The 15,643-nt window shown below is 47.9% G+C and carries 5 protein-coding genes, 9 tRNA genes and 5 rRNA genes (1 of these 19 only partly in view); all 19 read right to left on the bottom strand.

What is annotated here, in order from left to right; all coding sequences use genetic code 11:
- Positions 1-1,377 (bottom strand): DNA repair protein RadA, encoded by a 1,377-nt coding sequence (gene radA, locus ACCB35_RS00590; RefSeq protein ID WP_374055388.1) that lies wholly within the window; start codon positions 1,375-1,377, stop codon positions 1-3.
- Positions 1,378-1,859: 482 nt separating this feature from the next.
- Positions 1,860-4,307 (bottom strand): ATP-dependent protease ATP-binding subunit ClpC, encoded by a 2,448-nt coding sequence (gene clpC / locus ACCB35_RS00585; RefSeq protein ID WP_044340500.1) that lies wholly within the window; start codon positions 4,305-4,307, stop codon positions 1,860-1,862.
- Between the two features lies 1 nt (position 4,308).
- Complete coding sequence (locus ACCB35_RS00580) at positions 4,309-5,391, bottom strand: protein arginine kinase (RefSeq protein WP_374055387.1); 1,083 nt, start codon at positions 5,389-5,391, stop codon at positions 4,309-4,311.
- Positions 5,388-5,936 carry a UvrB/UvrC motif-containing protein gene (locus ACCB35_RS00575; protein ID WP_374056918.1) on the bottom strand — a complete coding sequence of 183 codons (549 nt, stop codon included), beginning with the start codon at positions 5,934-5,936 and terminating at the stop codon, positions 5,388-5,390. Before ACCB35_RS00575 ends, ACCB35_RS00580 begins: the two co-directional genes overlap by 4 nt.
- Positions 5,937-5,955: 19 nt before the next feature.
- Complete coding sequence (locus tag ACCB35_RS00570; RefSeq protein ID WP_044340497.1) at positions 5,956-6,417, bottom strand: CtsR family transcriptional regulator; 462 nt, start codon at positions 6,415-6,417, stop codon at positions 5,956-5,958.
- Positions 6,418-6,955: 538 nt separating this feature from the next.
- Positions 6,956-7,072 (bottom strand): 5S ribosomal RNA (rrf, locus tag ACCB35_RS00565).
- 101 nt (positions 7,073-7,173) lie between these two features.
- A 23S ribosomal RNA gene (locus tag ACCB35_RS00560) occupies positions 7,174-10,108 on the bottom strand.
- Between the two features lie 193 nt (positions 10,109-10,301).
- Positions 10,302-11,852 (bottom strand): 16S ribosomal RNA (locus ACCB35_RS00555).
- Between the two features lie 164 nt (positions 11,853-12,016).
- Positions 12,017-12,092: transfer RNA gene (locus tag ACCB35_RS00550), tRNA-Ala, on the bottom strand.
- 7 nt (positions 12,093-12,099) lie between these two features.
- Positions 12,100-12,176: transfer RNA gene (locus tag ACCB35_RS00545), tRNA-Pro, on the bottom strand.
- A 7-nt stretch (positions 12,177-12,183) separates the two neighbouring features.
- Positions 12,184-12,260, bottom strand: a tRNA-Arg gene (locus ACCB35_RS00540).
- A 30-nt stretch (positions 12,261-12,290) separates the two neighbouring features.
- Positions 12,291-12,379 (bottom strand) — tRNA-Leu (locus ACCB35_RS00535).
- A gap of 5 nt (positions 12,380-12,384) precedes the next feature.
- Positions 12,385-12,459 (bottom strand) — tRNA-Gly (locus ACCB35_RS00530).
- 8 nt (positions 12,460-12,467) lie between these two features.
- Positions 12,468-12,552 (bottom strand) — tRNA-Leu (locus ACCB35_RS00525).
- Between the two features lie 35 nt (positions 12,553-12,587).
- A tRNA-Lys gene (locus ACCB35_RS00520) sits at positions 12,588-12,663 on the bottom strand.
- 35 nt (positions 12,664-12,698) lie between these two features.
- A tRNA-Thr gene (locus ACCB35_RS00515) sits at positions 12,699-12,774 on the bottom strand.
- A gap of 25 nt (positions 12,775-12,799) precedes the next feature.
- Positions 12,800-12,875, bottom strand: a tRNA-Val gene (locus ACCB35_RS00510).
- A gap of 12 nt (positions 12,876-12,887) precedes the next feature.
- Positions 12,888-13,004 (bottom strand): 5S ribosomal RNA (gene rrf, locus ACCB35_RS00505).
- A 100-nt stretch (positions 13,005-13,104) separates the two neighbouring features.
- Positions 13,105-15,643, bottom strand: a 23S ribosomal RNA gene (locus ACCB35_RS00500); it runs 396 nt beyond the window's last position.
- The 16S, 23S and 5S rRNA genes sit together here with 9 tRNA genes alongside, the layout of an rRNA operon.

The following is a 15,643-nucleotide window of genomic DNA, read 5'->3' as shown; positions in this document are numbered from 1 at the left end:
TTATCCTCCTAAAATAATAGCCAGCGCTTCGTTTATATTTGTTACTCCTGTGACCTCTATATCCGAAGGCGGCTGCCATCCACTTAAGTTATTTTGGGGAATAATCACACGTCTAAAGCCTAGTTTAGCCGCTTCTTGGACACGTTGCTCAATTCTCGACACCCTCCTTATTTCACCCGTCAATCCGACCTCTCCGATGATACAATCATGAGCACTGGACGCTTTATCCCGGAAGCTGGACGCAATACTCGCGGCAACAGCCAGATCAATCGCAGGTTCATCCAGTTTGACTCCACCTGCCACTTTTAAATAAGCATCCTGCTGCTGCAATAGCATTCCTGCCCGCTTCTCCAACACGGCCATAATAAGTGAAACACGGCTATGATCGATCCCTGTTGCCATACGTCGAGGGTTATTGAAGCTTGTAGGTGTGACAAGGGCTTGTATCTCCACCAGAACAGGCCTTGTACCTTCCATGGATGCAACGACCGTTGAGCCTGCCGCACCTTGGGAACGCTCCTCCAGGAATATCTCGGAAGGATTTGCGACCTCCTCCAAACCAAGCTCCTTCATTTCAAAGATCCCCATCTCATTCGTGGAACCGAAGCGATTCTTCACGGCTCTTAAAATACGATATGAATGATGGCGCTCCCCTTCAAAATACAGCACGGTATCTACCATATGTTCCAATAAACGTGGTCCGGCAATCGACCCTTCCTTTGTAACATGCCCTACAATGAAGATGGCGATGCCTTTTGTTTTTCCGATTCTCATTAATTCAGCTGTACATTCCCTTACTTGGGAAACACTGCCGGGAGCAGACGTCACTTCTGGATGGAAAATCGTTTGAATCGAGTCGATGATGACAAAATCAGGTGAGATTTGTTCAATCGTTTGATGAATCAATTCAAGGTTCGTTTCCGCAAATATATATAAATCATCCGACTTGATACTTAATCGATCTGCACGAAGTTTTGTTTGCTTGATCGATTCTTCTCCGGATATATATAGGACCTTCTGTTTTTGATCGGCCAGCTGGGAAGATACCTGAAGCAATAAAGTAGATTTACCGATCCCGGGATCTCCACCTATCAACACCAGTGAACCCGGGACTACCCCTCCACCTAACACCCGATTCAGCTCTTTCGATTCGGTCAATACTCTTGGTTCTTGCTTTGTTTCGATTGAGATAAGCTTTTCTGCTTTAGTGGGCCCGCTATTTTCAGAATGCATAAATGATCCCCGAGGCTTTTTCCCCGTCATTTCAACTTCTTCCACCATCGTGTTCCACTCGTTACACCCCGGACATTTCCCCATCCATTTAGCAGACTCATATCCACATGATGAACATACAAACTTTGTCTTTTTCTTTGCCAATCTATTCTTCTCCTCTTTTACTCTATTTGTTCTTTTTACATTTCATGACAATACCCATCCCATTTGAAATGATTGTATCGGTTTTATGTATTTAATTCAATTTAGGACACTTAAAAGCGGAGGTGGCTTGCTCAGGCCCGACAAGCATAAGTCGAGCTCGTTGAAAAGGCGGTCTTTGCCTTTTTGGCGAGATTGACTTATGACCTCGAGGGACTAGCCACCGGAGCTGGACAATAAGAAAAGCGGAGGTGGCTTGTCCAGAGGCGACAAGCATAAGACGAGTTAACCGGAAAGGCGCTTTTTGCCTTTTTGGTTAACTTGGCTTATGACCTCGAGCCTCTAGCCACCGGAGCTGGACAATCAGAAAAGCGGAGCCGGCTCGTTCAGGCCCGACAAGCATTTCCAGATCCCCTTAAAAGGTATCCATTATGATAAAAGAGGTACACGAAAAACATAAACGTGTACCTCTTTTCTACCTTGTATTAAGTAGGAGTATTAGCTGCTTCTTCTTCTTTTACCTTTACAACAAACTCACTATCCTCTACATCGATGATAATATTCTGACCTGTCAGGACCTTGCCTCTTAACAGCTCCTCTGACAGTTTATCCTCTACATGTTTCTGAATGGCCCGGCGCAGTGGGCGTGCACCGTATTCAGGATCGAATCCTTCTTCTGCTATTTTTTCTTTAGCAGCAGCAGATAGCTCTAAATGAATATCCTGCTCTTTCAAGCGACTTGTCAGTTGGTTTGACATTAATGTCACAATCTCTTTCAAGTGATCTTTTTCAAGTGAGTGGAAAACGATGATTTCATCGATACGGTTAAGGAACTCTGGTCGGAACGCACGTTTCAGCTCCTCCATTACCTTGCCTTTCATATCCTTATAATCCTGCTTTCCATCTTGAATATTGAACCCGACATATTTGTTGCTCTTAAGTGACTGGGCACCGACGTTAGATGTCATGATCAACACCGTGTTTCTAAAGTCTACCGTTCTTCCTTTAGAATCTGTCAGACGACCGTCTTCCAAGACTTGAAGGAGGATGTTAAATACATCAGGATGGGCCTTTTCGATTTCATCTAAAAGTACGACGGAATATGGCTTGCGGCGAACTTTTTCTGTTAACTGACCGCCTTCTTCATATCCTACATACCCTGGAGGAGAGCCTACTAAACGGGAAGTCGAATGCTTCTCCATGTACTCAGACATATCAATACGGATCATGGCATCCTCGTCACCGAACATAGATTCCGCTAATGCACGGGCAAGTTCCGTTTTCCCTACTCCTGTAGGTCCTAAGAAAATAAAGGAACCAATCGGACGTTTCGGATCTTTCAGCCCCGCTCTTGCACGACGGACTGCTTTCGATACCGCTACGACTGCTTCAGATTGACCGATGACTCTGGAATGAAGGATCTCTTCTAACTTAAGTAATCGATCCGTCTCGGTCTGAGCAAGTTTCGATACCGGTACTCCCGTCCAGTTCGATACAACCTTTGCAATGTCTTCTACCGTCACTTCCGTATTTTCCTGACCTTGCTTTTCTTTCCATGTATTCTTCGTTTCTTCCAGCTCTTCACGAAGCTTTTGCTCCGAATCCCTTAGAGAAGCTGCTTTTTCAAACTCTTGGCTTTGGACAGCTGCATCCTTCTCTTTACGGATTTCTTCCAGCTTCGCTTCAAGCTCTTTCAGGTTTGGCGGCGTTGTATAAGAACGCAAACGCACCTTTGAACCGGCTTCATCAATTAAATCGATTGCCTTATCCGGTAAGAACCGGTCTGAAATGTAGCGATCAGACAGTTTCACTGCCGCATCAATCGCTTCATCTGTGATCGATACGCGGTGATGGGCTTCATAACGATCGCGTAAGCCCTTCAGGATCTGAATAGATTCCTCTGCCGTTGGCTCATTGACTTGGATAGGTTGGAAACGACGCTCGAGCGCAGCATCCTTTTCAATATATTTACGGTACTCATCTAATGTTGTCGCACCGATACATTGTAACTCTCCGCGAGCAAGGGATGGTTTTAAGATGTTTGATGCATCTATGGCGCCTTCAGCTCCACCTGCTCCGATTAGTGTATGAAGCTCATCGATAAACAGGATGATATTACCCGCCTGACGAATTTCATCCATCACTTTCTTTAATCGATCCTCGAATTCACCGCGATATTTCGTACCGGCTACCACTGTACCCATATCCAGGGTCATGACCCGTTTATCCCGAAGAATTTCAGGCACTTCATTTGCAATGATCTGTTGTGCAAGACCCTCAGCAATCGCTGTCTTACCTACACCGGGCTCACCGATCAACACCGGGTTATTCTTTGTACGGCGACTTAACACTTCGATGACACGCTGAATTTCTTTGCTTCGTCCGATAACCGGATCCAAGCTTCCTTCACGGGCAATTGCCGTTAAGTCCCGGGCTAAGCTATCAAGGGTAGGCGTATTGGCATTGGCGTTGCCCCCTCCCTGGTGGTTGCTTGAGTCATTGCTTCCAAGTAACTGCAATACTTGCTGCCTTGCTTTATTTAAGCTGACACCGAGATTACCGAGTACACGAGCTGCCACTCCTTCACCTTCACGGATCAACCCTAGTAAAATATGTTCCGTTCCTACATATGAGTGACCCAGCTTACGAGCCTCATCCATAGAGAGCTCAATCACCTTCTTCGCTCGGGGTGTATAATGAATCGTTTGAGATTTCTCGGTTCCTTTCCCGATCAGCCCTTCCACTTCTTTCTGAATCTTTTCAGGGCTCAGTCCCAACGCCGTAAGTGCTTTAGCGGCAATTCCTTCACCCTCGCGGACAAGTCCCAATAAAATATGTTCAGTACCAATATTACTGTGCGCTAAACGAATCGCTTCTTCCTGAGCTAACGCTAATACCTTTTGTGCTCTTTCTGTAAATCGACCAAACATCATATTATTTTTCCTCCTCACATGTATCCTTATCTAACTTAATTCGCTCCCTAATCAAAGAAGACCTTCTTATATCTCTTTCATTTGGTCTCAATGGACCTCCAGAATATTGTTGTAAAAATCCCGGTTGGGTTAAAATCATTAGTTCATTCAATATATTCTTAGATATGACTTTGATGTATCCTAAATCAATCCCAAGCCTGACATCGGATAAACACTTCGCTGCTTCCTTGGACTCGATGATCCGACTGTGCTCCAAAACGCCAAGTGAACGAAATATCCTATCTTCTAATTGTATGTTAGACGTTTTTACTAATGCGTCCCTTGCCGATTGTTCCTTATCGATGATCTGTTTCACAACACTCAATAAATCTTCCACTATATCTTCCTCAGACTTACCTAGTGTCGTTTGATTCGAAATCTGAAAAATGTTTCCCAACGCCTCGCTGCCTTCTCCATAAATCCCTCTTACCACCAGACCTAATTGATTAATGGCAGGAATGATCCTATTCAACTGTTGGGTTAAAATCAGACCAGGCAGGTGCATCATCACAGAAGCTCTAAGCCCCGTCCCTACATTGGTAGGACAAGTCGTTAAATATCCATGTTTCTCATCAAAAGCAAAATCAAATTCGCTTTCAAACCAATCATCAATCTGATTCGCTCTTTGTAATGCTTCCTTCAATTGTAAGCCTGGATATAAACACTGTATTCGAATATGGTCCTCTTCGTTTACCATTATGCTAATATCTTCTTCACCGGATAAAAGGACAGCCCCATAGTTCGTGTCCTCTGCCAAGTTAGGACTAATGAGGTGTTTCTCCATCAATACCCTCTTTTGGAGTGGCTGAATCTCACTTGTAGGTAAAAATTCTAATTCACCTAATTTCTTCGGGTATAAAGAGAGTTTATCCTTCACACGATCCACGATTTCTTTTGCTTCCTCAGAAGAATAAAGAGTGGAGAAACGAAAGTCTGTCAGGTTTCTTGCAAGGCGAACCCGTGAGCTGAGAACAATATCCGAATTCGGTCCCTCTTCATTCATCCAGGAACTAACGGCATTTTGTAAAAACCTTTCCAGGCTCATCCTTTATCTCCCCCCTCATTTTTAATATCTTTTTCCAGGGAGCGAATTTCGTCTCGTATTTCTGCTGCTTTTTCAAACTCTTCATCCGCAATCATCGTTTGCAGGTCTGACTTCAGCTGCTGAATTTTTTTCTTCACATGAATCGCCCCGCCCATACGTTCCGGTACCTTCCCGTGATGCTCCACATTTCCACTATGAACACGCTTTAATAGAGGAGTCAGCTCATCCTTGAACGTCTCATAACAATGTGCACACCCAAATCGTCCTACATTAATAAATTGCTGTAAGGTCATCTTACACTTTTCACACTGTAAAACCTCTGACTTGGGAATTTCCGTTTCCTTTGCCTGCTTAATAGCAGGGGCTATATTAAGAAGACCTGCCAAAAGATTGTTCACAGAGAAGCCGGAAGAAGAATCAAACATAAACATTTCACCCTTATCCTGAGCGCATTGCTCGCATAAATGAACCTCTGTCTTTTCCCCATTTATCACCTTGGTAAAATGAAGGGTTGCAGGTCTTTCATTACACTCTTGACAAATCATCCTACTCACCTCTCAAAACTTACTCGTACTTCAAAGAATCCAGCATGGCTCTGAGCATTCTTCCTCTCAAAACATCCCGTTCTGGTAAATCTACCATGATTACCGAGCGATCCATCACGCTGAGCATGATCTTTGCTTCCCGTTCAGAAATGATATCCTCTTCTACTAAACGAAAAACAATATCAGCTGCCGTATTCTGGCTGATCGTCTGTGTAATGAGTGCCACTAGCTGGTCAATAAGATGAACTTGATCGTGGGCCTTTACTTTCATAATCCTGATATAGCCCCCGCCACCTCGTTTACTCTCTACTACATACCCTCTTTCAATCGTGAAGCGGGTATTGATCACATAATTAATTTGAGAAGGAACACATTGAAACTTATCAGCGATCTCGCTTCTTTTAATCTCGACTATCTCACTTTCACTCAGTTCTAATACATTCTTTAAATAACGTTCAATGATGTCGGATATGTTCCTCATCAAACCTCCTCCTCATTTTGACTTTGACTATATTTGACTATAATTATACAACTGCGTTTTAATCTTTGCAATTATGAAGTTTAACCTTAGAAGTTTTCCTGTTTTAGGAAAGTTTTAAACGTGTAATTGTGAGATTGTTGGATAGAAAACAGGAAATGGGGCATTGAGTGGGTGTGAATTTCTTGGAGGGGAATTGGTGGAACTGGTTTCACGTGGGTTTTGATTTGTGATGTTATGTGGTGTGGGTTACTGGAATGATGGATTAGAAGTTTTGGTTGGGTGAAAGAATTGATTATTCCTTAGTAAAGGGTGTGGAGAATCACTTTGTTAGATAGTGAATGTGTTCTCATTAGGACGAATACTGGTGTTTTGACTGGTAAAATGAATGTGGTTTTTGAGAAGTTTGTGGTAATTGCGTCATTTTCGAGGGGGATTGCGTATTTTACCAAATAATATCTTTTAAAAACTCATCGCACACCCATTTTAACAATCACACCAAAAAAAAGAGTAACTCATTGGAGTTACTCTTTTCACATTTGCCTGGCGACGTCCTACTCTCACAGGGGGAGATCCCCCAACTACCATCGGCGCTGAAGAGCTTAACTTCCGTGTTCGGCATGGGAACGGGTGTGACCTCTTCGCCATTATCACCAGACGAATATTCAATTGAAGGGTTGTTCCTTCAAAACTAGATAAAGAATTGATGTCAAGAAAGCCGAATATCGACCAATGTTGTTCATTTAAAAATGACTCTTTGTGGTTAAGTCCTCGATCGATTAGTATCAGTCAACTCCACATGTCGCCATGCTTCCATCTCTGACCTATCTACCTAGTCATCTTCTAGGGATCTTACTCACATACGTGATGGGAAATCTCATCTCGAGGGGGGCTTCATGCTTAGATGCTTTCAGCACTTATCCCTTCCGCACATAGCTACCCAGCGATGCCTTTGGCAAGACAACTGGTACACCAGCGGTGCGTCCATCCCGGTCCTCTCGTACTAAGGACAGCTCCTCTCAAATTTCCTGCGCCCACGACGGATAGGGACCGAACTGTCTCACGACGTTCTGAACCCAGCTCGCGTACCGCTTTAATGGGCGAACAGCCCAACCCTTGGGACCGACTACAGCCCCAGGATGCGATGAGCCGACATCGAGGTGCCAAACCTCCCCGTCGATGTGGACTCTTGGGGGAGATAAGCCTGTTATCCCCGGGGTAGCTTTTATCCGTTGAGCGATGGCCCTTCCATGCGGAACCACCGGATCACTAAGCCCGACTTTCGTCCCTGCTCGACTTGTAGGTCTCGCAGTCAAGCTCCCTTGTGCCTTTACACTCTGCGAATGATTTCCAACCATTCTGAGGGAACCTTTGGGCGCCTCCGTTACTCTTTAGGAGGCGACCGCCCCAGTCAAACTGCCCACCTGACACTGTCTCCCACCCCGATAAGGGGCGCGGGTTAGAATTTCAATACAGCCAGGGTAGTATCCCACCGATGCCTCCACCGAAGCTGGCGCTCCGGCTTCCAAGGCTCCTACCTATCCTGTACAAGCTGTACCAAAATTCAATATCAGGCTACAGTAAAGCTCCACGGGGTCTTTCCGTCCTGTCGCGGGTAACCTGCATCTTCACAGGTACTATAATTTCACCGAGTCTCTCGTTGAGACAGTGCCCAGATCGTTACGCCTTTCGTGCGGGTCGGAACTTACCCGACAAGGAATTTCGCTACCTTAGGACCGTTATAGTTACGGCCGCCGTTTACTGGGGCTTCGATTCGCACCTTCGCTTGCGCTAAGCACTCCTCTTAACCTTCCAGCACCGGGCAGGCGTCAGCCCCTATACTTCGCCTTACGGCTTCGCAGAGACCTGTGTTTTTGCTAAACAGTCGCCTGGGCCTATTCACTGCGGCTCTCTCGGGCTTGCACCCTACCAGAGCACCCCTTCTCCCGAAGTTACGGGGTCATTTTGCCGAGTTCCTTAACGAGAGTTCTCTCGCTCACCTTAGGATTCTCTCCTCGCCTACCTGTGTCGGTTTGCGGTACGGGCACCTTTTTCCTCGCTAGAGGCTTTTCTTGGCAGTGTGGAATCAGGAACTTCGCTACTATAATTCGCTCGCTATCACAGCTCAGCCTTCACAATGATGGGATTTGCCTCATCATCAGCCTAACTGCTTAGACGCACATATCCAGCAGTGCGCTTACCCTATCCTCCTGCGTCCCCCCATTGCTCAAACGGAAAAGAGGTGGTACAGGAATATCAACCTGTTGTCCATCGTCTACGCCTATCGGCCTCGACTTAGGTCCCGACTAACCCTGAGCGGACGAGCCTTCCTCAGGAAACCTTAGGCATTCGGTGGATGGGATTCTCACCCATCTTTCGCTACTCATACCGGCATTCTCACTTCTAAGCACTCCACCAGTCCTTACGGTCTAGCTTCGCAGTCCTTAGAACGCTCTCCTACCACTGACACCTAGAGGTGTCAATCCACAGCTTCGGTGATACGTTTAGCCCCGGTACATTTTCGGCGCAGAGTCACTCGACCAGTGAGCTATTACGCACTCTTTAAATGGTGGCTGCTTCTAAGCCAACATCCTGGTTGTCTAAGCAACTCCACATCCTTTTCCACTTAACGTATACTTTGGGACCTTAGCTGGTGGTCTGGGCTGTTTCCCTTTCGACTACGGATCTTATCACTCGCAGTCTGACTCCCATGGATAAGTCTTTGGCATTCGGAGTTTGTCTGAATTCGGTAACCCGATGAGGGCCCCTAGTCCAAACAGTGCTCTACCTCCAAGACTCTTACACATGAGGCTAGCCCTAAAGCTATTTCGGAGAGAACCAGCTATCTCCAAGTTCGATTGGAATTTCTCCGCTACCCACACCTCATCCCCGCACTTTTCAACGTGCGTGGGTTCGGACCTCCATTCAGTGTTACCTGAACTTCATCCTGGACATGGGTAGATCACCTGGTTTCGGGTCTACGACCACATACTCATTCGCCCTATTCAGACTCGCTTTCGCTGCGGCTCCGTCTCATCGACTTAACCTTGCATGGGATCGTAACTCGCCGGTTCATTCTACAAAAGGCACGCCATCACCCGTTAACGGGCTCTGACTACTTGTAGGCACACGGTTTCAGGTTCTATTTCACTCCCCTTCCGGGGTGCTTTTCACCTTTCCCTCACGGTACTGGTTCACTATCGGTCACTAGGGAGTATTTAGCCTTGGGAGATGGTCCTCCCAGCTTCCGACGGGATTTCACGTGTCCCGCCGTACTCAGGATCCACTCAAGAGGGAATGAAGTTTCAACTACAGGGTTGTTACCTTCTTTGACGAGCCTTTCCAGACTTCTTCGTCTACTTCATTCCTTTGTAACTCCGTATAGAGTGTCCTACAACCCCAAGAGGCAAGCCTCTTGGTTTGGGCTACATCCCGTTTCGCTCGCCGCTACTCAGGGAATCGCAATTGCTTTCTCTTCCTCCAGGTACTTAGATGTTTCAGTTCCCTGGGTCTGCCTTCCATACTCTATGTATTCAAGTAAGGATATTGTTCCATTACGAACAATGGGTTCCCCCATTCGGAAATCTCTGGATCAAAGCTCACTTACAGCTCCCCAAAGCATATCGGTGTTAGTCCCGTCCTTCGTCGGCTCCTAGTGCCAAGGCATCCACCGTGCGCCCTTCATAACTTAACCGAATTGGTTGTTACATCAGGTTTAAAACCTAAAATGGCGATACTCGGTAATTTCTTGACTATCAATTATATCTTTATCTAGTTTTCAAAGAACAAATCCATTTTCATCTCGTAAGAGACAAAAAGTTTTGATGGTTGAACCATCAAAACTGAACAAAACTTCGACTGTCAAACGTTTAGTAAATCTTCCTTAGAAAGGAGGTGATCCAGCCGCACCTTCCGATACGGCTACCTTGTTACGACTTCACCCCAATCATCTGTCCCACCTTAGGCGGCTGGCTCCAAAAGGTTACCTCACCGACTTCGGGTGTTACAAACTCTCGTGGTGTGACGGGCGGTGTGTACAAGGCCCGGGAACGTATTCACCGCGGCATGCTGATCCGCGATTACTAGCGATTCCAGCTTCATGTAGGCGAGTTGCAGCCTACAATCCGAACTGAGAACGGTTTTATGGGATTGGCTAAACCTCGCGGTCTTGCTGCCCTTTGTACCGTCCATTGTAGCACGTGTGTAGCCCAGGTCATAAGGGGCATGATGATTTGACGTCATCCCCACCTTCCTCCGGTTTGTCACCGGCAGTCATCTTAGAGTGCCCAACTGAATGCTGGCAACTAAGATCAAGGGTTGCGCTCGTTGCGGGACTTAACCCAACATCTCACGACACGAGCTGACGACAACCATGCACCACCTGTCACTCTGTCCCCCGAAGGGGAAAGCCCTATCTCTAGGGTTGTCAGAGGATGTCAAGACCTGGTAAGGTTCTTCGCGTTGCTTCGAATTAAACCACATGCTCCACCGCTTGTGCGGGCCCCCGTCAATTCCTTTGAGTTTCAGTCTTGCGACCGTACTCCCCAGGCGGAGTGCTTAATGCGTTAGCTGCAGCACTAAAGGGCGGAAACCCTCTAACACTTAGCACTCATCGTTTACGGCGTGGACTACCAGGGTATCTAATCCTGTTTGCTCCCCACGCTTTCGCGCCTCAGTGTCAGTTACAGACCAGAAAGTCGCCTTCGCCACTGGTGTTCCTCCAAATATCTACGCATTTCACCGCTACACTTGGAATTCCACTTTCCTCTTCTGCACTCAAGTTCCCCAGTTTCCAATGACCCTCCACGGTTGAGCCGTGGGCTTTCACATCAGACTTAAGAAACCACCTGCGCGCGCTTTACGCCCAATAATTCCGGACAACGCTTGCCACCTACGTATTACCGCGGCTGCTGGCACGTAGTTAGCCGTGGCTTTCTGGTTAGGTACCGTCAAGGTACCGCCCTATTCGAACGGTACTTGTTCTTCCCTAACAACAGAGTTTTACGATCCGAAAACCTTCATCACTCACGCGGCGTTGCTCCGTCAGACTTTCGTCCATTGCGGAAGATTCCCTACTGCTGCCTCCCGTAGGAGTCTGGGCCGTGTCTCAGTCCCAGTGTGGCCGATCACCCTCTCAGGTCGGCTACGCATCGTTGCCTTGGTGAGCCGTTACCTCACCAACTAGCTAATGCGCCGCGGGTCCATCTGTAAGTGATAGCCGAAGCCATCTTTCAACATTTCCTCATGCGAGGAAATGAGTTATCCGGTATTAGCCCCGGTTTCCCGGAGTTATCCCAGTCTTACAGGCAGGTTACCCACGTGTTACTCACCCGTCCGCCGCTGACTGATGGGAGCAAGCTCCCATCAATCCGCTCGACTTGCATGTATTAGGCACGCCGCCAGCGTTCGTCCTGAGCCAGGATCAAACTCTCCGATAAAAGTTTGAATAGCTCTTTAGTAATAAATCTAGAATTAACGTTGACGTATTGTCTTGTTTTGTTCAGTTTTCAAGGTTCAATGTGTAAGTGCTTCTGTTTGAAGCGACTTGATAATCATATCATTTTCACTCAGTCAGTGTCAATGATTTTTTTTTAAAACTTTTTGGTGGAGCCTAGCGGGATCGAACCGCTGACCTCCTGCGTGCAAAGCAGGCGCTCTCCCAGCTGAGCTAAGGCCCCAAAGAAGTGGTCGGGAAGACAGGATTCGAACCTGCGACCCCTTGGTCCCAAACCAAGTGCTCTACCAAGCTGAGCTACTTCCCGAAATATATGGCGCGCCCGAGAGGAGTCGAACCCCTAACCTTTTGATCCGTAGTCAAACGCTCTATCCAATTGAGCTACGGGCGCAAAATATGTTGTTTTCTTTCGAAAAATCAATGGTGCCGAGGACCGGAATCGAACCGGTACGGTAGTCACCTACCGCAGGATTTTAAGTCCTGTGCGTCTGCCAGTTCCGCCACCCCGGCTAGTCTGGAGCGGAAGACGGGATTCGAACCCGCGACCCCCACCTTGGCAAGGTGGTGTTCTACCACTGAACTACTTCCGCATAATAAATGGTGCGGGTGAAGGGACTTGAACCCCCACGCCTTGCGGCGCCAGATCCTAAGTCTGGTGCGTCTGCCAATTCCGCCACACCCGCATGTATGATTGATATTTTGCTTCCGCAAAAATCTTTGGTGAGCCATGAAGGACTCGAACCTTCGACCCTCTGATTAAAAGTCAGATGCTCTACCAACTGAGCTAATGGCTCTCAAAATAAAAAATGAGACAAAATAAAAAAACCTATGGTGCCGGCAAGAGGACTTGAACCCCCAACCTACTGATTACAAGTCAGTTGCTCTACCAGTTGAGCTACACCGGCATATTGAATTATTCACAAACAAAAATGGTGGAGGATGACGGGGTCGAACCGCCGACCCTCTGCTTGTAAGGCAGATGCTCTCCCAGCTGAGCTAATCCTCCGAAATATGTATTGCCTGGCGACGTCCTACTCTCACAGGGGGAGATCCCCCAACTACCATCGGCGCTGAAGAGCTTAACTTCCGTGTTCGGCATGGGAACGGGTGTGACCTCTTCGCCATTATCACCAGACAATATTCAATTGAAGGGTTGTTCCTTCAAAACTAGATAAAGAATTGATGTCAAGAAAGCCGAATATCAGCCAATGTTGTTCATTTAAAAATGACTCTTTGTGGTTAAGTCCTCGATCGATTAGTATCAGTCAACTCCACATGTCGCCATGCTTCCATCTCTGACCTATCTACCTAGTCATCTTCTAGGGATCTTACTCACTTACGTGATGGGAAATCTCATCTCGAGGGGGGCTTCATGCTTAGATGCTTTCAGCACTTATCCCTTCCGCACATAGCTACCCAGCGATGCCTTTGGCAAGACAACTGGTACACCAGCGGTGCGTCCATCCCGGTCCTCTCGTACTAAGGACAGCTCCTCTCAAATTTCCTGCGCCCACGACGGATAGGGACCGAACTGTCTCACGACGTTCTGAACCCAGCTCGCGTACCGCTTTAATGGGCGAACAGCCCAACCCTTGGGACCGACTACAGCCCCAGGATGCGATGAGCCGACATCGAGGTGCCAAACCTCCCCGTCGATGTGGACTCTTGGGGGAGATAAGCCTGTTATCCCCGGGGTAGCTTTTATCCGTTGAGCGATGGCCCTTCCATGCGGAACCACCGGATCACTAAGCCCGACTTTCGTCCCTGCTCGACTTGTAGGTCTCGCAGTCAAGCTCCCTTGTGCCTTTACACTCTGCGAATGATTTCCAACCATTCTGAGGGAACCTTTGGGCGCCTCCGTTACTCTTTAGGAGGCGACCGCCCCAGTCAAACTGCCCACCTGACACTGTCTCCCACCCCGATAAGGGGCGCGGGTTAGAATTTCAATACAGCCAGGGTAGTATCCCACCGATGCCTCCACCGAAGCTGGCGCTCCGGCTTCCAAGGCTCCTACCTATCCTGTACAAGCTGTACCAAAATTCAATATCAGGCTACAGTAAAGCTCCACGGGGTCTTTCCGTCCTGTCGCGGGTAACCTGCATCTTCACAGGTACTATAATTTCACCGAGTCTCTCGTTGAGACAGTGCCCAGATCGTTACGCCTTTCGTGCGGGTCGGAACTTACCCGACAAGGAATTTCGCTACCTTAGGACCGTTATAGTTACGGCCGCCGTTTACTGGGGCTTCGATTCGCACCTTCGCTTGCGCTAAGCACTCCTCTTAACCTTCCAGCACCGGGCAGGCGTCAGCCCCTATACTTCGCCTTACGGCTTCGCAGAGACCTGTGTTTTTGCTAAACAGTCGCCTGGGCCTATTCACTGCGGCTCTCTCGGGCTTGCACCCTACCAGAGCACCCCTTCTCCCGAAGTTACGGGGTCATTTTGCCGAGTTCCTTAACGAGAGTTCTCTCGCTCACCTTAGGATTCTCTCCTCGCCTACCTGTGTCGGTTTGCGGTACGGGCACCTTTTTCCTCGCTAGAGGCTTTTCTTGGCAGTGTGGAATCAGGAACTTCGCTACTATAATTCGCTCGCTATCACAGCTCAGCCTTCACAATGATGGGATTTGCCTCATCATCAGCCTAACTGCTTAGACGCACATATCCAGCAGTGCGCTTACCCTATCCTCCTGCGTCCCCCCATTGCTCAAACGGAAAAGAGGTGGTACAGGAATATCAACCTGTTGTCCATCGTCTACGCCTATCGGCCTCGACTTAGGTCCCGACTAACCCTGAGCGGACGAGCCTTCCTCAGGAAACCTTAGGCATTCGGTGGATGGGATTCTCACCCATCTTTCGCTACTCATACCGGCATTCTCACTTCTAAGCACTCCACCAGTCCTTACGGTCTAGCTTCGCAGTCCTTAGAACGCTCTCCTACCACTGACACCTAGAGGTGTCAATCCACAGCTTCGGTGATACGTTTAGCCCCGGTACATTTTCGGCGCAGAGTCACTCGACCAGTGAGCTATTACGCACTCTTTAAATGGTGGCTGCTTCTAAGCCAACATCCTGGTTGTCTAAGCAACTCCACATCCTTTTCCACTTAACGTATACTTTGGGACCTTAGCTGGTGGTCTGGGCTGTTTCCCTTTCGACTACGGATCTTATCACTCGCAGTCTGACTCCCATGGATAAGTCTTTGGCATTCGGAGTTTGTCTGAATTCGGTAACCCGATGAGGGCCCCTAGTCCAAACAGTGCTCTACCTCCAAGACTCTTACACATGAGGCTAGCCCTAAAGCTATTTCGGAGAGAACCAGCTATCTCCAAGTTCGATTGGAATTTCTCCGCTACCCACACCTCATCCCCGCACTTTTCAACGTGCGTGGGTTCGGACCTCCATTCAGTGTTACCTGAACTTCATCCTGGACATGGGTAGATCACCTGGTTTCGGGTCTACGACCACATACTCATTCGCCCTATTCAGACTCGCTTTCGCTGCGGCTCCGTCTCATCGACTTAACCTTGCATGGGATCGTAACTCGCCGGTTCATTCTACAAAAGGCACGCCATCACCCGTTAACGGGCTCTGACTACTTGTAGGCACACGGTTTCAGGTTCTATTTCACTCCCCTTCCGGGGTGCTTTTCACCTTTCCCTCACGGTACTGGTTCACTATCGGTCACTAGGGAGTATTTAGCCTTGGGAGATGGTCCTCCCAGCTTCCGACGGGATTTCACGTGTCCCGCCGTACTCAGGATCCACTCAAGAGGGAA

The organism is Rossellomorea sp. FM04394, from assembly GCF_041889765.1.
GTDB lineage: Bacteria > Bacillota > Bacilli > Bacillales > Bacillaceae_B > Rossellomorea > Rossellomorea aquimaris_B.
This window is presented reverse-complemented; position numbering and strand designations above follow the sequence as displayed.